General features: G+C 67.9%; 14 protein-coding genes and 5 pseudogenes. 9 read left to right on the top strand and 10 right to left on the bottom strand.

Annotation, left to right across the window (positions count from 1 at the left end; genetic code table 11):
• The first annotated feature begins 346 nt into the window (after positions 1-346).
• The 3 genes from OG390_RS34960 to OG390_RS34950 all read left to right on the top strand — a co-directional run bounded on the left by OG390_RS34960 (position 347) and on the right by OG390_RS34950 (position 3,240).
• Positions 347-790, top strand: coding sequence for a hypothetical protein (locus tag OG390_RS34960; RefSeq protein ID WP_406173415.1), 444 nt, complete (start codon positions 347-349; stop codon positions 788-790).
• A gap of 132 nt (positions 791-922) precedes the next feature.
• Entirely contained in the window at positions 923-1,555 is a 633-nt protein-coding gene (locus OG390_RS34955; protein ID WP_406173413.1) for a hypothetical protein, read from the top strand.
• A 218-nt stretch (positions 1,556-1,773) separates the two neighbouring features.
• Positions 1,774-3,240 carry an ISAs1 family transposase gene (locus tag OG390_RS34950; protein ID WP_406173411.1) on the top strand — a complete coding sequence of 489 codons (1,467 nt, stop codon included), beginning with the start codon at positions 1,774-1,776 and terminating at the stop codon, positions 3,238-3,240.
• A gap of 288 nt (positions 3,241-3,528) precedes the next feature.
• Here OG390_RS34950 and OG390_RS34945 read toward each other — a convergent pair whose 3' ends face one another.
• From OG390_RS34945 to OG390_RS34935, 3 genes are read right to left on the bottom strand one after another with little or no spacing between them, the layout of a single operon-like run.
• Positions 3,529-3,849 carry a hypothetical protein gene (locus tag OG390_RS34945; RefSeq protein WP_406173409.1) on the bottom strand — a complete coding sequence of 107 codons (321 nt, stop codon included), beginning with the start codon at positions 3,847-3,849 and terminating at the stop codon, positions 3,529-3,531.
• A gap of 4 nt (positions 3,850-3,853) precedes the next feature.
• Positions 3,854-4,174, bottom strand: coding sequence for a hypothetical protein (locus tag OG390_RS34940; RefSeq protein ID WP_406173407.1), 321 nt, complete (start codon positions 4,172-4,174; stop codon positions 3,854-3,856).
• On the bottom strand, positions 4,164-4,724 hold the full coding sequence (locus tag OG390_RS34935) for a bifunctional DNA primase/polymerase (protein ID WP_406173405.1): 561 nt from the start codon (positions 4,722-4,724) through the stop codon (positions 4,164-4,166). The genes OG390_RS34940 and OG390_RS34935 overlap by 11 nt, the downstream gene beginning before the upstream one ends.
• 405 nt (positions 4,725-5,129) lie before the next feature.
• Between OG390_RS34935 and OG390_RS34930 the strand changes: the two genes are divergently transcribed.
• Entirely contained in the window at positions 5,130-6,377 is a 1,248-nt protein-coding gene (locus OG390_RS34930) for a hypothetical protein (RefSeq protein WP_406173403.1), read from the top strand.
• A 9-nt stretch (positions 6,378-6,386) separates the two neighbouring features.
• On the opposite strand, the gene OG390_RS34925 is transcribed toward OG390_RS34930, so the two are convergent.
• From OG390_RS34925 to OG390_RS34915, 3 genes and pseudogenes are all read right to left on the bottom strand, one after another.
• On the bottom strand, positions 6,387-7,316 hold the full coding sequence (locus OG390_RS34925) for a phosphotransferase family protein (RefSeq protein ID WP_406173401.1): 930 nt from the start codon (positions 7,314-7,316) through the stop codon (positions 6,387-6,389).
• Between the two features lie 757 nt (positions 7,317-8,073).
• Positions 8,074-8,838, bottom strand: a complete 765-nt coding sequence (locus OG390_RS34920; RefSeq protein ID WP_406173399.1) for a hypothetical protein — start codon at positions 8,836-8,838, stop codon at positions 8,074-8,076.
• A gap of 494 nt (positions 8,839-9,332) precedes the next feature.
• Positions 9,333-9,428 (bottom strand): annotated as a pseudogene (locus tag OG390_RS34915) (transposase); the annotation flags it as partial.
• Between the two features lie 53 nt (positions 9,429-9,481).
• Between OG390_RS34915 and OG390_RS34910 the strand changes: the two are divergent.
• Positions 9,482-9,622: pseudogene (locus OG390_RS34910) on the top strand (IS110 family transposase); the annotation flags it as partial.
• 158 nt (positions 9,623-9,780) lie between these two features.
• Here the strand turns inward: OG390_RS34910 and OG390_RS34905 are convergent.
• A complete protein-coding gene (locus tag OG390_RS34905) occupies positions 9,781-9,990 on the bottom strand; it encodes a hypothetical protein (protein WP_406173397.1) in 210 nt (69 codons plus the stop codon).
• 811 nt (positions 9,991-10,801) lie between these two features.
• Here OG390_RS34905 and OG390_RS34900 point away from each other — a divergent pair.
• On the top strand, positions 10,802-11,980 hold the full coding sequence (locus OG390_RS34900; RefSeq protein ID WP_406173395.1) for a CapA family protein: 1,179 nt from the start codon (positions 10,802-10,804) through the stop codon (positions 11,978-11,980).
• Positions 11,981-12,460: 480 nt separating this feature from the next.
• Entirely contained in the window at positions 12,461-13,375 is a 915-nt protein-coding gene (locus OG390_RS34895) for an epoxide hydrolase N-terminal domain-containing protein (protein WP_406173393.1), read from the top strand.
• 406 nt (positions 13,376-13,781) lie between these two features.
• On the opposite strand, the gene OG390_RS34890 is transcribed toward OG390_RS34895, so the two are convergent.
• Complete coding sequence (locus OG390_RS34890) at positions 13,782-15,686, bottom strand: glycoside hydrolase family 15 protein (protein ID WP_406173391.1); 1,905 nt, start codon at positions 15,684-15,686, stop codon at positions 13,782-13,784.
• Between the two features lie 779 nt (positions 15,687-16,465).
• On the opposite strand from OG390_RS34890, the pseudogene OG390_RS34885 reads away from it, so the two are divergent.
• A pseudogene (locus tag OG390_RS34885) lies at positions 16,466-16,723 on the top strand (hypothetical protein); the annotation flags it as partial.
• A 115-nt stretch (positions 16,724-16,838) separates the two neighbouring features.
• Here the strand turns inward: OG390_RS34885 and OG390_RS34880 are convergent.
• Positions 16,839-17,500: pseudogene (locus OG390_RS34880) on the bottom strand (MFS transporter); the annotation flags it as partial.
• Here OG390_RS34880 and OG390_RS34875 point away from each other — a divergent pair.
• Positions 17,501-17,707 (top strand): annotated as a pseudogene (locus OG390_RS34875) (beta-ketoacyl-ACP synthase); the annotation flags it as partial.
• A gap of 128 nt (positions 17,708-17,835) precedes the next feature.
• On the opposite strand, the gene OG390_RS34870 reads toward OG390_RS34875, so the two are convergent.
• On the bottom strand, positions 17,836-18,933 hold the full coding sequence (locus OG390_RS34870; protein WP_406173389.1) for a Ku protein: 1,098 nt from the start codon (positions 18,931-18,933) through the stop codon (positions 17,836-17,838).
• Positions 18,934-19,064: the final 131 nt, after the last annotated feature.

The following is a 19,064-nucleotide window of genomic DNA, read 5'->3' as shown; positions in this document are numbered from 1 at the left end:
CGTGTTGGCGGTGCAGAGCTGCAGTCGGCGTCCGGTCGTAGCAGGCCTGGTTTGATGCGCCGGACTCCGGTACAGACCGCCAGCGTGGCGTCCTCCTGATCGAGAACCACGGTGGCGCGTCCCGCGAGTGGTGTAGGGGTAATCGTCGTGAAGTCGCAGGCCGTAGCCCGCATGACCTTCAGTGACCGATCTCTGCAGGGCTACTGATCTGAAGATCAAAAAGCAGCGTGATGCAGAGCCCTGGGTGACAGCTCGAAGGTGGTCGCGAATTGCTGGTGATTCTCTGCCCTCATCCGGGAATGCACAGCGTGACCCGTGGTGGTCGGCAGCTAGGGGGAGGGATCCGATGGCTCAGCGTCGGAACAGCAATGGGCGCAGTGAGTACCAGCGGCAGCAGCAGGCGATGCAGCGCGCACAGCGTCAGCAAGAACAGCAGGCTGAGCGGGCACGCAAGGCCGCCGAGGCGGATCGTAAACGACGGGAGCGGGAGCAGAAGGTCGCGTACGAGCAGCGGCAGGCGGAACTCGCGCAGGCTCGAACCATCGGTGTCGAGCATGAAGCAGAGCAGTTACGACAGTTGCTGCGGGACGCCCTGGTAGGAGACGCGCCGACCTCCTTCGAGCGGTTGCGTCGCGTTCACACGCCGACGGCGTTCGATGAACGTCCCTGGTCTCGCCCGGAGCTCGCGCCACGGTGGGAAGAATTCGCCCCACCGGAGCCGGGGAAGCTGTCAGCGCTGCTCGGGCTGGGCAAGAAGAGATATGACACCGAACTGGCAGCTTCTCAATAACGCTTCCGTGAGGCACAGGAGCACCACCGGCGCGCGGAGGAGAAACGGCGCACCACGCTGGAGCGGAAGCGGGTCGCGCACGACCTGCGGGAGGTCCACGCGGCGCGGGAGGCGCAGGAGTTCAACGAGGCTTTGGACCAGCGGCGTGAGAGATACCGCGCTGGGGAAGCTGAGGCAGTCGAGTGGTTTCTGGGGGAGGTGCTGGACGCCTCCACATATCCAGCAGGATTCCCACGAGGACATCGCATCGCGTTCCGCGCAGCAACCGGTGACGTACTGATCGAGATTCAGCTGCCCTTGGAGGAGTGCGTTCCGTCCGCGCGAGGCTACAAGTACATCAAGTCTCGCGACGAAACGACGGCGGTGCCACGTACGGAGAGGGAGCGCAAGGAGACGTACGCATCGGTACTCGCCCAAATAGCGCTGCGCACCGTGCACGAGGTCCTGGCCAGTGACACGGACAAGGTCATCACCGGTGTAACGCTCAATGGTCACGTGAAGACTGTCGACCGCGCTACTGGGCAAGAGGTATCCCCCTGCCTGATTACGCTCAGCACGAGCAGGGATCATTTCGCGACGCTGAGACTGAGCCAGGTCGACCCGGTCCACTGTCTGAAGCACCTCAACGCGCTGGTGTCGCCGAATCCGTACGATCTGGAGCCCGTCCGGCCCATCATCGAGTTCGACCTTTCGAAGTACAGGCTGATGGACAGCATGGACGTCGTCGCGGCAGGGCCCCGGCAAAGTTGTTCTGTAGCCCTGTGACGTGGGATTTTGCGGGTGGAAGAGGTGCACGGGCGTGGTCCAGTCCGGTTGGATGGAGGTTCCTACGCCTTACCGTCCGACCAGGGGATCACGCCCGCGCCATGCCATCGTCCCTCATCCCTGCGCCTGTTCGCACGCCTGCCCCGGATCATGAGCTCCTCGTCCAGCTGCTTGCCGGGATACCTGATCCGCGCCGTCGGCGCGGTGTCCGGCACCCGGTGGGTGCTCTGATCGCGGTGGCGGTGTGCGCGGTGGTGGCCGGAGCCCGGGGGTTCACCGCGATCGGGGAGTGGGCCCGGGACGCGGGAAGTGCCGCGCTGCAACGGCTGGGCCTGGAGCGGGGCGGGGTGGACGAATCAACGCTGCGGCGCCTGTTCGCCCGCCTCGACGCGGACCGTCTCGATGCGGTGCTGGGAGCCTGGGCCCTGACCAGGACCGCACGTGTCGCGGGCCGCAGGGTGATCGCCATCGACGGCAAGACGGTCCGAGGAGCACGCGGCGGCGGCTCCGCGGCCCCGCACCTGGTCGCCGCCCTCGCGCACGGGTCCGGGGCGGTGCTCGGCCAGGTCGCGGTGAGCGAGAAGAGCAACGAGATCCCCGCCGCCCGGGAACTGCTTCAACTCCTCGATCTGGACGGCGTGGTCGTCACGATGGACGCACTGCACACTCAGCACGACACCGCGACCCTGGTGACCAGGGCCGGGGGAGACTACGTCCTGACCGTGAAGGCGAATCAGAAGTCGCTGTACGCACAGCTCAAGGCGCTCCCCTGGGCTTCGATCCCCGCTGTCACCAGGACGGACCGAGGACATGGGCGCCGCGCCACTCGCACGATCAAGGCCGTCGACGTGCCGGCATGGGTCGGGTTCGCCGGGGCCGGGCAGGTCGCCCAACTGCGGCGCACCGTCACCCGCAAGGGCCGACGGACCATCGAGATCGTCTACCTGATCACCAGCGCGGACGCCCGCACCGCGCCGCCCGCCGTCCTGGCAGCATGGACGCAGTCGCACTGGGAGATCGAGAACCGCCTGCACTGGGTCCGCGACGTCACCTTCGACGAAGACCGCTCCCAGATCCGCACCGGCAACGCACCCCGCGTCATGGCGGGCCCTGCGCAACACCGCGATCACGCTGCTGCGCTTGGACGGACACCAGAACATCGCCGCCGCCCTACGGCATCACGCACGCGCCACCGACCGCCCCATCAACCTGCTCCTGACAGCGTGATCAACAACTTTGCCGGAGCCCTGGTCGTCGCGGGCCTCGACAGCAGGCCAGTACTTGTGCAGTTGTCGCCGACTGAGTTCGAGCACCTGATCCGCCAGCTCTTCGAGGCAATCGGTATGGAGGCGTGGAACACTCAGGCGTCGAAGGACGAAGGCGTCGACGCCGTAGCCGTCAGCAAGGACCCCGTCTTCAACGGTGAGTGCATCATCCAGGCCAAGCGCTACAGCAAGCTCGTCGGAGTTGAATCCGTCCAGGCCCTTGCCGGGGTTGTGGAACACAAGCGAGCCGCGAAGGGTGTCCTGATCACCACGTCGTGGTTCGGCAGGGCAAGCCACGAATTCGCCCGGCAGCACGGCCGCCTTCAGCTCATCGAAGGTCCCGAACTGAAGTACCTCATCAAAGAGCATCTCGGAAAGGACGTGATTCCAGGGCCGGTTCCGCCCAAGCGTCGCGCCTGACCACGAGCTCCAGGGCAGCGAATCCTGACGGCATGTGCTGGCCGATGCCTCGTCCGTGGACGGCTGCTGCATCCCAACCGCACCAGATCGAGCGGGGAACATTGGGGAACCACGGTGAGATCAACCGAGAACCAGCGAGGCTATGTTCGGCCGTTCACCCAGGTCAGCCCCGAACCGCTCCCAAATGCTCGCAGCTTCCAAGCTGATGGCCCTGTCGTTCGTCCGGGCTGCGGCGCTGGGGCGCCGGTCCCGGCCGAGCGGCAAGGCAACCGACCGCCGGGGAGCACTTCAGGCCGCAGGGGCTTCCCGAGGAGGGAGCAGAGAGCCGTCCGTCGTCGCGTCATGCGATTCCGCGGCCAGTCCGGCCATAATCAGCGTCGCCAGCAGCTCAGCCGCTTCGGGGCGAACGGTCCCGAGCTGCACCAGTCCGTCACCGAAAACGTTCACATCGGCCACCAGGCCTGGGAAGTCGGAGTCCAGCCCGAGGAGCACGAGCTGATCAGCCAGTATGCCGGCGCTTCGTCGTGCGCGGTTCCAGCCGCGTACGTAGGGCACATCGGGCCACAGGTTCTCCGCTCGTTTGGCTACCACTCCGCGCCGGTCGGTCATGTCGTCAGGCCCTTCCCTTGTGTTCTTCGGCGATGGTCGGCCCGTGATCGTCGTCGCTATGGTCTCGGCCGAAGCCGCTTGCCAGGGCCAGGTGCAGGAGCTCTGCGAGACGCTCGGCCGTGGCGGGGGACACTCGGCCCAGTTCGACGAGGCCGTGCCCGAAGGCGTTCAAGTCCGCGCGCAGGTAGGGAAAGTCCTTCTCCAGCCCGGCGCGCACGAGGACGTCTCGCAATGCAGTGGTCGCGTTTCGGGCCGCGTACCAGCCGTCGCTGTCGAGGGGCGACCACGCGGCAGCGTCGCGTCCGTCGGTCGGCTCATCCGGCATCCGTGCTCGTCTCCTCGGGAAGAGCAGCGACCGCCGCGTACGGCGTCGGGTACTGCTCGTCGAAGCGGTCGATCCTTGCTAGGAGTTCAGCGGAGGCGACCAGCGCAGTCGCGAGGGCGACAGGGCGCAACGGATTGGCTTCCGGTCGGCGTGTAGGTGCGCGAAGCCACTGATAGCGGTCATCGGACAGCGGGATGGGACCCGGGACGACGACGGCGCAGTTGTGGCTCAGGTACCGGTACGGCGGTGGCGAGGCCGTCTCGCGGTCGAGGTAGTGCGTGAAGGTCTCGCGGCTCTGCGAGCAGAGGAAGAACCCGACTCGCTGTGCCTTGCGGTCGACGACCGTCGGTCCGAACGGCATCGCGCTTCGTAGGAGGCGGTCGAACATCTCCATCCCGAGGCGCTGTTCCACGCTCACCACGTCGAAGTAGCGGCCGGTCGGTAGCAGACAGGGCATCCTGGGATCGTCCGCCCAAACCTGCCGGCACTCGGTGGGGTTGTCCGCTGCCGCCGACAGCCATTCCATGCCCCTTCTGGTCATCCTCTGCACGTCAACTCACCTCGGTCGAGACTCGGTTGCGGCCGCAATGCCGCCCTGTATCCAGGCTCGGGGTCGCCACCCTGGCTAGGGCAGATGACGAGAGGTGATGGGGGATGACGGGTCATGCGTGGACGCGTCATCCCCCATCATGGAACAACAGCCCACGATCTCCGGTTACTTGCAGCGCGCAGTGAAGAACAGCGCGTACATTCGGTTGTAGGGCCAAAGAGTTGTGCGCCCCAGAAGTCGCACCCGTGCTGAGGTGGGGAGGGAACGGTCACGTCTTCGCTGGAGCCAATCAGCGTTCACTTACGACAAGCCCGTGTGGGCCGCGGCTGGAGTCAGCCGCGGTTGGTGCGCGAATTGCGTCAGGTTGCGCTCCGTCGCGGCCACCAACTCCCGTCGGATGCCAGCGTGAAGCGCCGTATCGCCAGTTGGGAGAACGGCCACAGCACGCCGGACGACTTCTACGGCCCGTTGTTGTGTGAGGCGTACGACCTCAGCGCCGCCGAGTTGGGGCTGAACCACGAGGGCGAGCGGGACACAGGAGTCTTGGACGCCAGTTATCCGGCGAGTCCCGAAGGGGCGATCGACGCAGTCGGTCAGCTGTGGCGCGCTGATCTCAACCGGTACGAGCCCCTGTTGCAGGCTGAGCCGTCCGAGCCCGCATGGAACGAGGCCTCGCTCCGTTGGCTGGTCGCACCCGAGCCGGACATTCCTCGGCAGCGTCAGAACGGAATGCGAGTCGGTTTCGGAGACGTTGCCGCCATCAAGACCACCGCGGACATGTTCGCCGAGTTGGACGACCGGTTCGGCGGCGACCACGCGCGGCACGCAGCTGTGCAGTACCTCAGCACCGAAGTGACGCCGCTTCTGCGCGGGCAGTACACCGAACAGGTTGGGCGAGCCCTGTTTTCCACCGTGGCAGAGGCGACCCTCCTGGCCGGCTGGATGTCCTACGACGCGTGCCGTCACGGCCTGGCACAGCGGTACTTCCTCCAAGCTCTCCGGTTGGCGCAGGACGCCAACGACCGTCGGCTCGCCGGAAGCATCCTGTCCGCTATGAGCCATCAGGCGACGTTCCTCGGTCGCTACACGCAGGCCGCGACCCTTGCCCGTGCGGCACTCATGGGCATCTCCCCCGTGGCCACGCCGACACTGCGCGCCCAGTTCCATGCCATGGAGGCCCGCGCACTTGCCCGCACCGGCGACGTACGGGCCTGCGAAGCCGCACTGACCGCCGCCACGAAAGCTCTGGAGGGCAGGAACAGCGACGACGAGCCCGAATGGATCAGCTACTTCGACGAAGCTGAACTTGCTGCTGAGGCGGCCCACTGCTTCCGCGACGTCAACAGCGCCCGAAAGGCCGTCGCCCACGCCGAGAACGCCATGAGCGGCAGCCATGTACGGAGCGACTTTTTCGCGACCATGGTGTTGGCCGATGCCCACCTACGCGCCGGCGATGTCGAGGAAGCCTGCCGTGTAGCCCTCGATGCGCTCGACCTGGGCGAGCAGCTCAAGTCGGCTCGCTGCATCAGCTACCTTGCCGAGTTCCGGCAGAACCTTGCAGGTGTCGGTAGCAACAAGGACGTACAGACCTTCACCGATCAGGTCAGAGACCACAGGTTGTGGCTCGCCTCTGGCCATCACGTCGGTTCCTGAAGCGCCCGGTCAGAACGGGCCCCATGCGTCTCGGCCCTCACCAGTGCGAAGGGACCCCACTCGCCGAGCGAATTCGGCGGCAGCCCGGTCACTGCTCGTGACCTGGTGGCCGAGCCAGGCGACCATCATCAGTTCGCGCAGGTCCGCGAGGGTCTCGTACCCGGGCCAGTTCATCAGGTCGAAGCCGTATCGGTGCACGAACTCTGCGTACTCCGCCTTGGTGTGCCAGGCGTACCGCTCGTAGAACATCGCTGTCTGGACCAGGTCCCACTCGCGTGGAGCGAGAGCGAAGCCGTCCAAGTCGATGAGCACCGCGTGCCCGTCGCGATGGCGGAGGATGTTCCCGATGCTCGCGTCGCCGTGGATCATGCCGAAGGGAAGGATGAAGTCCAGTCGGTCGTAGTCCTTACCGAGGGCCGATGCTCGTTCCTCCAGGAACGTCCGGTCGTCCGCCGAGATACCGTCCAGCCCCTCAAGGGACGCCGCTACCTTGGCCAGCGGGTCAAAGTACGGCAGGCGCAGCGACTCAGGTTCTTCGAGCCAGTGCAGGCGGCGGAGAAGATCGGCAAGTTCCCCGACCGTCCCGTACTCCTCGCGCTCTTGGACGCTCTCCCAGAAGGTCACCACGAGGCCGTCGACGACGAGCGGTTGGGTGACCGAAGCCGGCACGCGCATGGCCGGGAAGTCCTGTGTCTCAAGCCATCTGGTGACGCGCACGGCCCGTTCCATCTCGCCGAGCACCACCGGATCACGCGCGATGCGGACGATGATCGGTAACGACGGTAGGCGATAGACCGCGTTCGAGCCGAGACGCAGCAACTCGGCGCCAAGGGGGTCGAGTTGGACCGTCGCGCACGCCTTCCGGAGGACCGGTTCCAGGCCCTCCGCCGTGAACTCCGTGCCGCCGCCGTCAGGTGCCCCGCTGCTGCCCGAGATCATGCCTCGACCATACGGGCCAGGCCGACCACTCGACAGGCCGCCCACGTAATGGAGGCGTAATGACCTTGGTCAACCAAGATCGAGAGCACTCCTCCCCTGCAGGTCAGCGACCCAGAAGGGCAACGGTCTCTGATGGGCTCCGGAGCCGTGTGCGCAGGTTCGAATCCTGCCGGGGGCACTCGCCTAGGAACAGCAGAGATCAAGCGCTGACCAGGGCGGATGCCGAGAGAAGAGGGCGGGAGTCAGTCTCACTGACTCCCGCCCTCTCTCGTTGTCTCTCACTATTCGCGCACTATCTGCGATACAGGCGACACACCTCCGACACGCGAGAGACCCACCCCTGAGTCAGGGCGCGACCGTGGATCAGACCTGGAATGCCGGGAGCAGGGATCAGCATTGCCAGCGCGGCGCTAGGCGTCATGGGGGTTACGCCAGCGGCAGGGCGCAGGCTCGCGGCACGGTCACGCCAGTACACCCACGACGTCGAACACGTCCGACCCTGTACGGCCGGGACAGCCTTAAGGACCGTGGTCGTCGTCGCCTCATCGAGATCCGGCCCTGCCCACCAGAGCGGTGACCGGCCTCATGGTCCGCACGGCGCGCTGGCTTACGTTGCGCTGAGGCCCGCGCACGGCCGCTCGCGGTCGGCCAGGACGCAAGGTGTCGGGTCCGCCGCGATCGCGGCGGACCCGACACCTTGACCGTCGCAGCCGTTACCGCCGGCTCGGCCCCCACCAGCCCGCCAGGACCGCGGACATCACTTCACCACGACGTTGTCCCCAGACGACGTCGACGGCCCGGTGGTGGTGTTGCCGTAGTACACCCAGCGCCACGTACCCGTCTTGGAGGCCTTCACGGTCGTCCTGAGATCACCCGAGCCGTTCGCGTACACCTTCTTCACCGTGGTGTAGGAGGTGGTGCCGGCAGGCTTGAACTGCAGGCTCACCAGGCGGCCTCCGTAGGAGGCGTACTTCCTGGTCTCCCAGTTGGCCCGCGTGACCTTTCCGGTCACGGTGATGGTCCTGTCCTTGGACACCGGTTCGGGCGAGGCGTTGACGGTCAGGCGGGAGTTGCGCTTGACGTGGACGGTCAGACCCTCGTCGTCGGTGTCACCACCGCCGCCCTCGAAGTACACCTCGGCCCCGACCTTCCAGGCCCCGGCCTCGCTGTTACGCATGTCCCACACGCTCGGGTCGAAGTACATCGTCTCGTTGAAGTCGCAGACGCCCGAGCTCACCTTGATGCAGTCGCTCGTCTCGACGGCGTGCCACAGCCGATCACCCGCACCACTGCGGTACAGGAACACCGCTGGCCACTTCCACTTGTGAGTGGTCGCCATCCGGAAGGAGGCGGGCGCCGCGACCTCGTTCGACACCCCGATCACAATCGGCTTGCCGCCGTTCACCTGGACACGGGTGAACGAGACCCCACCCTCGGCCGCCCCGGCCGGCACCGCAGCCACGGCCGTGAACACCGCCGCCGCACCACCGGCCACGACGACTCTCCAGACCTGCTTCCCCACCTGATCCCCAATCTCCTTACGGAAAGGCACCGAAGGCTCATCCCTCCAGCGCCTTACAGACAGCCGGGATCCACACGGGGTTGTACACCCGCGTATCACAATGGGGCATCAAACAATCCCCGCCTCCCGCGAGTCGGAGAGGTCGGTGCGGTGCGGCGGGCGAAGCACGCACTCCTAAGGCTTGTCCCGCAATGATCTTTGGGGGTCGCCCCTGGGCTTTTCCGTCAGCGTGGCTGTGCGGTTCCCGAGCGTGCGGCCTTCCTCAGAGGTCCGGGAACGGTGGCGCCTCGTCCATCGTCAGCAGCAGTTTCCGTGCCGGTTCACTCTCTTCCGGCCGCATGGATGAGGCGAGGCCCTCGATGACCAGTCGGCCTGCGTGCACGACTTCCCTGGCGGCTGCTTCCCAGGCAGGCTGCTCCCGGAAGCTCGTGCGCTTCGGGCCGCCGGGCCCGCGAGACCCAGCTGTGCAGCGTCCCGGGATGGATACCCAGATCCTCGGTCACCTCCGGAATCGGCTTCCCGGTCTCCGTCACGAACCGCACCGCCCCCTCACGGAACTCGGCGTCGTAGATGCGCTTCCTGGATGCCATGACCCCCAACTATCCCTCCGGTCACGGTCTCCACAGTAGGAGGGGAGGTGCACTACTACGAGCGGAAGAAGGCGGAGGGGAAACGGCACAAGCAGGCCCTGCTGTGTCTCGCCCGCCGCCGCGTCGACGTCCTGTTCGCCATGCTCCGCGACGGCACCTTCTTCGAACCACACGCCGTCCCCCAAACCACCTGAACCACAACAGATCAACCGACCCGCCCCTTGACGAAGGAGATAGGGGCACCCCCCAACGCATGAGCGCCCTCCCCGGCCGTCTGTTGGGGCCGTGGAAGGGCGCTCCATTGTGAGCAACGTCGACAACTGCCGACAGCTCAGCAGCGGGAGGCTACCGATCAGAAGGAGACGAAGACGCCGGCCTGGTGGTACTGGCTGCCGGCGCCCAGGGCCTCGCTCTTGACTGCGTCGACCTGAGCCAGAATGTCCGAGTCGCTGACCGCCGTGGGTCCGGCGATGACGCCGACGTGCGGGCTCAGGCCGCCGGAGACGTTGTCGAGCTCGGCATCGGAGATCTCAACGGTCTGAACCTGGGGAGCGGAGTTCATGGTGGGACTTCCCTTCGTATGAATGTTCTGCAAGGGGGGAGCGGCCCATGTGGGGACGAACGGCGAGCCGCAGCCGCAGGCGCGTGACGTCTGGTTCCGGGAACCTTCGTACGGCCCTGGCGGCGCAAAGGATCAAATCACGGAGCACGCCGAGCATCCAGTCAAACGGCATCCTCGCCAGGGCAGTTGAACGCGCGGGCTACGCATTCGTGCAGACCTGAACACGAATTGAGGGCAGCTTCTCTACAAACTGCATGGGTCGGAGGATGACTGGTATCCCCGCGGCGTTTCCGACTTGACACTCCGCACCGACCGAGCGCCATCCGGCATGCTCTTGTGCAGATCCAACGCCCCCCGTGTAGCGGTTGCGTATTCGATGTTCAGATTCAGGGCGTGGGCGTTCGGGATGCGCCGCATGTCCTGTCGCGTCGGCGAAGGGCAAAGGCCCCCAGGTCGCCACGGGCCAATGACCACCCAGACCGTGAGGTGATCGAGTGCAGCGGCCGGAGAGACAGCGGACTGCAGAACGCCGACACCCACGACGGACGTGCCGGACACGTGCCAGGTCGTGCGGGGAACCACGGGAGCGCGTACTCCCACACTCGCCAGTAGCCAGTAGGTGGAAGAGCCGACCACTCCCCCGCGTTCGTTGCCGAACACGTGCCCTCCTTGGCGGTCCCGAACTCCTTCAGATGGGTCCGGTGCCACGAGGCGGCCCGGACGGCGTCGAGCGCGAACGGGAACGGCGTCGGGAACACGCCGGTCGATGACCCTGCGTGAAGGATGGGTGCCTGCTTCGTAGCATGAGCCGGTGATCACGTCCGGCGGGCAGCGTCCTCAGCAGCGGCGCGAGCGGCAGAAGGCGGTGCGCCGTCACCGCCTGTTCGCCCTCGGCCTGGTCGGGACCGGTGTGGTGGTCGTTGCGACGTTCGTGTCCCGTGTCGGCTCCGAGGGCGCAATCTCCATCGGCTCCGCCCAGGCCCCCCTACGGACGACCGGGATCACGGCGTCCGGTGCGCCGGCGCCGCCGCGTCCTGCCGGCAATGTGCGGATCGCTGCCGTGGGGGACGTCGTGATGGGTTCGCTGCCGGACGACCTGCCGCCGGATGGCGGCGCCTCATTCTTCGACCCTGTCGACGACCTGCTCGCCGGCGATGTGGTGCTCGGGAACCTGGAGGGCACACTCACCACCGGCGGCTCCAGCAAGTGCGACGACATCGAGGGCCCCAACTGCTTCGCGTTCCGCGCCCCGCCGTCCTACGCCCGCTGGTTCAAGAAGGCCGGGTTCACGGTCATGAACACGGCGAACAATCACATCGACGACTTCGGCGCGGAGGGGCGGCGCGAGACGTTCGCCGCTCTGCGCTCCGTGAACCTGCCGTTCACCGGCCGCCTGGGCCAGATCACCGTCCAGCGGGTCCACGGCATCCGGGTCGCGCTGATCGGGTTCGCTCCCGACCAAGGGGCGAGCGACCTCACGAACATCCCCGCCGCAAAACGACTCACCGCCCGCGCCGCAAAGATGGCGGACCTCGTGATCGTCACGATGCACGCCGGCGCGGAGGGCTCGGACCGCACCCACGTGGAGCCCGGCACCGAGTACTTCCTCGGCGAGAACCGCGGCGACAGCTACCGTTTCAGCCGTGCGGTGATCGACGCCGGCGCCGACCTCGTCGTGGGCAGCGGCCCGCACGTGATACGGGGAATGGAGTTCTACAAGGGCCGACTGATCGCCTACAGCCTGGGCAACTTCACCGGCTACAAGGTGCTCAGCCTCGGCGGCACACTCTCAACCAGCGGCGTGCTGCAAGTCACCCTCCGCGCCGACGGCACCTACGTGTCCGGGCGCCTGCGCCCGACCCAGATCGTGGAGCCAGGCACGCCGGAGCCGGGCGGCGAGGCAATCGACCTCGTCTCCAGCGTGTCGGAGGAGGACTTCGGCTCGCACGCCGCCCACATCTCGGCGGACGGGACGATCCGGCACCGGTAGTTGGGCGCCGTAGACGGCTGTCTCGCCGAGACCGTCCTGAGCATCAGACCCGCATGAGGCCTGAGCATCAGACCCGCATGACCTGCGTGACACCACGATTTCAACCTCAGTAACAGACCCGGTCGCCCTGTTGAAGGTCACGGGTGTGCCCGCGCACGGGGCGCGCCGCCCATGTCGCGCGTGAGCCGGGGTATCCGCCGATTTCAGGGCGAAGGCGATACCCCGGGATGCGACCCCGGGATGCGACCCCGGGGGCAATCCCCGGGGGTTTCCCTGGGCCGACGGCGCGCGGGCTCAGCGATGGTGGACGAGTCGCGAGGGGATCGGCGGATTGCCGCCACGGATTCGGTCGCCGGGCCGCACGAGCGCTTCGGTGAGATGCAGCTCTCGAACGCCGTACCGATCCCGGGGTCCTCCCGCAAGAAATGCGCCGGCGCATGCCGCCGGCGGGTAAGAAAACAGATAGCAAGGAGACACAACATGTCTGTCGCCCCCCAGAATCCGGCGATCCGTCCGTTCACGTTCGAGTTCCCGGAGGCGGAACTCGAGGATCTGCGCGCGCGCATTGTGGCGACGCGGTGGCCTGAGAAGGAGACCGTCGCGGATCAGTCGCAGGGCACGCAGCTGGAGACGATGAAGGAGCTCGCGCGGTACTGGGCGTCGGAGTACGACTGGCGCAAGGCCGAGGCGAAGCTGAAAGCTCTGCCGCAATTCGTCACCGAGATCGACGGGCTGGACATTCACTTCATCCACGTCCGCTCGAAGCACGAGAACGCGCTGCCGCTGATCGTGACGCACGGATGGCCGGGCTCGATCATCGAACAGCTGAAGATCATCGAGCCGCTCACCAACACCAGCGGCCTTCCCGAGCAGGACTTCCGGGCAACCTTCCCCACGGTCCGGGCAGGCGCCGTCCTCGCTCCGGACGCCTCCGGCATGCCGGCCCTGCTGGAGTCCGTGCGCCATCCCGAGAAGGACACCTGCGCCGAGGCCCGCACCGAGCTCAAGCTGCACCTGCTGGGCCCCTCCGACCCGCCGTCCGTCGTCCGTCGTCCGCTTCAACGAGGCGGCCCGTGCGCTGAGCGTGGCGGCCGACGAGCACCGGGCGGGTATGGCGGTGCGAGCGCTCGCGGCAATCCCGAGTCAGCGAGACGCCGGGGCAACGCTGGACAACGAGCGCGTCAGGGGCTGAGTCCGCAGGGCATGTCCGCCGGTGTCCCCGGAGCAGTCGGCATCCGCACCGACTCTTGCGGCGAGGGCGGGTTCGACCGCGAATCGGCGGGTGACCGCCACGGCGATCCCGTCGGTGCGTGTTCCGTGGGACATCCGGTTCCGCGGTGCGCAGCGATGGACCGGGGATCGGACACCGATCAACGCGGCGCCTGCCGCTGTTGAGTGCGGCAGGACCGGAAACATGGTCCGCCCCGGCCGCGCCAGTGACGGGCACGGCCGGGGCGCGGCTCTTGGAGCACCACAGGTCGGCAGGGCAACGAGTCCTGGATACCCAAGCTTCCCAGGCCGAGAGCGCGCGTTCGCTTCTCGTCACCCGCTCCACGGGCATAGCTGCGTCAGGCCCGGTGCCTCTCGGGTAATCTCCCCGCCGGGACGGCCAGGGGGCGGGGAGAACCGTGCGCGCAGAGGATCTGACTCCGGTGGAGCGGCGGGTCTGGGACGCGTTCTCGCGGGGCGAGAAGCTGGATCTGCGCGTCGGTGATCCGCCTCACCCAGTGGGTCGGCTACGTGCTGACCGGCTGCGGATGGATTCCGGCAACGACGATCGTCACCGGCGTCACCCGCTCTCTCAGCCGGCGGTTCGGCCGGTCCGGCTCTCGGGAGGCACCGTGTAGCGGTAGCGGACGGGCGTCGGGCGGCCGTGATCCGGCCCTGTCTCCGCCTTGCCCAGTTGCTCGTCCAGTGCCATGGCGGCCGTGATCAGGGCGAGATGGGTGAACGCCTGGGGGAAGTTCCCGAGCTGTTCGCCCGAAGGGCCGATCTCCTCGGCGAAGAGGCCGACGGGGTTGGCGTACGTGAGCATCTTGTCGAAGGCGTACCGGGCCTGGTTGAGCCGACCGGCGCGGGCCAGGGCCTCCACGTACAGGAAGCTGCACAGGTTGAACGTCCCCTCGGAGCCGCGCAGTCCGTCGGGCGAGGCCGCTGGGTCGTACCGGTAGACCAGGCTGTCGCTCACCAGTTCCTCGTCCATCGCGTCGAGGGTGCTGAGCCAGTCCGGGTCCCGCGGTGCGAGGAAACCGACCCGGGGCATCAGCAGCAGCGAGGCGTCCAGGACATCGGTGTCGAAGTGCTGGACGAAGGCTTGTCGCTTCTCGTGCCAGCCCCGCTCGATGATCTGCTGGAAGACCGCGTCGCGGGCCTCGGTCCAGCGGTCGATGTCGGCGGGACGGGAGAAGGCGGTGGCCGCGTGGACACCGCGCTGGAACGCCACCCAGGTCATCAGCCGGCTGTACGTGAAGTTCTGTCGGCCCCCGCGGGTCTCCCAGATGCCCTCGTCGGGCCGGTCCCAGTGATCGGTGAGCCAGTCGAGCACATCGCGCAGCGACTTCCAGCCGCGGATCGCACCCACGTCACCGGTCACGACGAGCGCGTCGGAGGCCTCGCCGTAGATGTCGAGCTGGAGCTGACCGGCCGCCCCGTTGCCCGCACGCACCGGCCTCGAGCCCATGTAGCCCTCCAGGTGGTCGAGCTTCTCCTCGGCCAGATGCGGGTCGCCGTCGACGCGGTACATGATCTGCAGCGGGTCGCCCGAGGCAGTGCCGCCGGCTTCCATGCGGTGGTGCAGCCAACGGCGGAAGGCGGTCGCCTCCGACTCGAAGCCGAGGTCGATCAGGGCCCTCACGGACAGCGAGGCGTCACGGATCCAGGTGTACCGGTAGTCCCAGTTGCGTTCGCCGCCGACCTGCTCGGGCAGCCCCATGGTGGCCGCGGCGACGGGCGCCCCCGTGGGCGCGTACGTGAGCAGCTTGAGCGTGATCGCGGAGCGGTTCACCATGTCCTGCCAGCGTCCGCGGTACGTGCACGAACGCAGCCACGAGTGCCAGAAGACCCGGCACGCCTCCAGCGCCTGAGCGATGCCGTCCAGCGTCGGCGGGGCCGGAGCGGTACCGCCGCTCGCGGTGCTGGTCAGCACGATGGCGGCTGCCTGACCGGCGTCGAGGGTGAAGTGGGCGGTGAGGTCGTCGCCGTCGGCCCGGAGGGCGACACCGGTGGTGGACTGCACCTGCAGATCCGTCCCGGGGCCGTGGAAGACGGCGGAGTGATCGTCGCCCCGGGTGAGCGTGTGCGAGGCGCGTCCGTAGTCGAAACGCGGACGGCAGTCGAAGGCGAAGGACAGACCGCCCCGTACGACGCGGGCGACCCGGACCAGACGGTGCCGGTCGGTGGGCGTCGGGGAATCGATCGGCTCCATGAAGTCGGCGACCTCGCCGACGCCTCCCGGTCCCATGAACCGGGTGATGAGGACGGCCGTGTCGGACAGGTACAGCTGCCGGACCGTCATCCCGTTCCCGTCCGCCTCGGCGGCGAGACGGCAGTGGCCTCCCCGTTCGCTGTCCAGGAGCGAGGCGAAGACGCTGGGCGAGTCGAAGCGGGGGGTGCACCACCAGTCGACCGTTCCGCCGGACGACACCAGGGCCGCCGTCTGGAGATCGCCGACCATTCCGTGCTCCGCGATGGGCGGGTACTGGTTCACGAGCCCTCCTCCGACACACGGACGCGCCCGTCACCACGGCGAGCGCGTGTGACCGAACGGCACTGGACCAGCGTTCGCCCGAGCCGTCGCCGTGGCATCACCCGCCGCGGGTGAAACCGACTGGAGTCGCCACGGTGGAGCGCCCGCCCGGCGCCCTCCGCAGCCCACGGCACTGCAACCACGGCACTGCGCAGACGCTTGCACGAGCCGGCGAGCCGCCCGGGGAGCGCCCGACGCCCGCGTCGGGCCCGCCGGGGGGGCAGACCGCGGTCGGTGACGAGGGGACGCCCGTCGGCACGGCGCTTGCCCGCAGTGCGTAGAGCGCGCCGCGCGCGACGGCGCCGCCCCGGCACGTCGTACAGAGCCGCCCCGGCACGTCGCGGATCCCGGGCTGACTACGGAACGGCGCGGCCGACGGAGGCCAGGCCCTCGCCGGCCTCCCAACGTGTGTGGGCTGTTCCGCCGATCCGGATGCCGTGCTGGATGAGGGGTCGGAATCCGGCCAATTCGATCGAACGGCGCGGCATCACTTGTCCTCTTGCTTCACAACTCTTCACAGAATTACCGCACGTTGGGGTCTGCGGGCGCCATGGGGAGGTCCTCGCGCGTTCCGGTGCTCGCAGGGCGCTTTCTTGCCATGTCCTCGACCAGATCTTGTCGGCTGTGCTCATGTCATGGCCAGAGTGACCAGGCCCGGAGGGTTAGTCCAGACCAGACAACTCCAGGGTTCGACCATGCACGGGGGGAACGTCCCACAGCGCCGGGACCAGGCGCGATGGGACACCGAACGGTTCCTGGCCGCCGGCGGCGCGGACTGCGGCATCGTCAACGGCAACATCGCTACGTCGGGCGCGGAGATCGGCGGTGCGTTCGGCGGCGAGAAGGAGATCGGCGGTGCGTTCGGCGGCGAGAAGGAGACCGGCGGCGGCCGCGAGTCCGGCTCCGACGCCTGGCGCGCGTACATGCGCCGGGCGACCAACACCGTGAACTACTCGGGGCGGGTGGCGTTGGCGCGGGGGGTGGACTTCTCGCGGTAGCGGCAAGGGCCTGCCGGGAGTGAGGGGGAATCGAACGGCTGTCGACCGGCGAAAGCGGTCAGGGGCGATCCCCCGTGGACCGCCCCTGACCGCGCTGGAAGCGAGCGTCAGCAGGTCACGCCTTCGCCGCCGACGCCGCCGACGCGGCGTCCGATACGACGCCGGGCTCCGACTGCCCGTCGGCCGCGGTGCGGACGGGGATGAGGGAGGCGACGGCCGCGGCCACGAGACCCACGCCGCAGCCGATCAGCATGGCGACGCGGAAGCCGTTCTCGGACGGCAGGGAGTGGACGCCGAACTTGGTGGTCATCTGCGCCAGGACCACGCCGATCACGGCGGCGGACACGGAGCTGCCGATGGAGCGCATCAGCGTGTTGAAGCTGTTGGCCGAGGCGGTCTCCGACCGGGGCACCGCGCTCATGATGAGAGCGGGCATCGCACCGTAGGCGAAGCCGACACCCGAGCTGCCGACGACGGTCACGAGCAGCAGGCCCCACGGGGAGCCGGAGCTGATCAGTGGCAGGGAGACGCCGTAGCCGAGGGCGATGACAAGGGCGCCGACGATCAGGGTGACCTTCGGGCCCTTCGCGGCCGACAGCTTGGCGCCGACCGGCGAGATCAGCATCATCATCAGGCCCGCCGGGGCCATCCACAGGCCCATGGCCAGCATGGACTCGCCCAGCCCGTAGCCGGTGGCCTCGGGCAGCCGGAGCAGTTGCAAACGACCAGCGACTGGGCGTACATCGCGAAGCCGACCAGGATCGAGGCCGCGTTCGTGGCGGTGTGGAGGCCGTCGCCACCGTGCTCACGCTGCACCACGGGCTGATTCCGCCGACCATCGGCTGCGAGGTCCAGGACGACGCCATCGAGCTGGACGTGGTGACCAAGAGCCCCCGCGCGCTGCCGCCGCTGGGCGATCTCACCCTCAGCAACTCGTTCGGGTTCGGCGGGCACAATGCGGTGCCGGCGTTGCGGCGTACTGGGCGACCTCGGGGGGCCGACGTCCGGCCTGAGGGTTTTCGCCCCCTCCGCCCCTCCCCGTCCCGTCCCTGGGGGCTGCGCCTCCAGGCCCCCGCCAAAAGACTGCGCAGTTCCCCGCGACGTCGCACGGCTCAGGCCGATGCCCGTTTCCGTGGTGCGGCCTTCTTCGCGGCAGTCTTCTTCGCGGCAGTCTTCTTCGCGGCGGTCTTCTTGGTCGCCGTCTGCTTGGTGGCCGTACCGGCAGCCTCCTTGGTGGCTGTCTTGGTGGTCGACTTCTTCGCGGTGGTCTTCTTCGACGTCGTCTTCTTGGCCGCCGTCTTCTTCGCCGCGGACGTCGACTTCTTGCCGCCGACCTCCTTGGGGGCCGCACGAGCGGACTTTCGGGCGGCCGTACGGCGGGCCGGAAGGGGCGTGACCTCGCCGGGCTCGCCCGCTTCCTCGCCGCGCGACTCCTTGGCCGCGCGCACGCTCTTCTCCAGGGCGGCCATCAGGTCGAGCACCTTGCCACCGGGGCGCTCCCCCGCGGGGGCGGCGGGCGCCTCGACGCCGGAAGCCTTGGCGGCGATGAGCTCCTCGACGGCTTCGCGGTAGTCGTCGTGCAGGTCTTCGAGGTCGACCTCGCCGAGGGTGTCCATCAGGGCATCCGCCAGGTCCAGTTCCTGCTCGCGAACGGTGACGCTCGTGTCCGGGGCGACCTCGTCGGTGGCGCGGATCTCGTCCGGCCAGAGCAGCCCGTGCATGGCGATCACGTCGTCGACCACGCGCAACATGCCGAGCCGCTCCCGCCCGCGCAGCGCGAACTTCGCGACGGCGACCTTCTGGCTGCGCTTCAGGGCCTCGCGCAGAAGGACGTACGGCTTGGCGGCGGGCACGCCGTTCGCGGACAGGTAGTACGCCGTCTCCATCTGGAGCGGGTCGATCCGCTCGGCCGGTACGAAGGCCACAATCTCGATCGTTCTGGCGGTCGGGATCGGCAGCGAGGCCAGGTCCTCATCCATGATCGGGATCAGCGTGCCGTCCGCGTCCTCGTACGCCTTGCCGATCTCCGGGGTCGAGACCTCGCGGTCCTCCAGTTCGCAGACCTTGCGGTAGCGGATGCGGCCGCCGTCGTCGAGGTGGATCTGGCGGAAGGAGATCGAGTGGCTCTCCGTGGCGTTCACGAGCTTGATGGGGATGCTGACCAGGCCGAAGGAGATGGCGCCGTTCCATATGGATCGCACGTGCAGCACCTTCCTGACATCGATTCGAGAGGTGCGTGTGAAGCCAAGAAATTCAGGCTGAAGCCAGGCTAAACGGACGTTCGCGACGGCACATCCGCAGGCGCCCTCCCCCGGTGCCGCGCGCCCCGATTCCTTTCGGC

The sequence above is a fragment of the Streptomyces sp. NBC_00996 genome, from assembly GCF_045162675.1.
Lineage (GTDB): Bacteria > Actinomycetota > Actinomycetes > Streptomycetales > Streptomycetaceae > Streptomyces.
The sequence above is the reverse complement of the archived record's forward strand: the minus strand, read 5'-3'. Positions and strand labels throughout refer to the sequence as shown.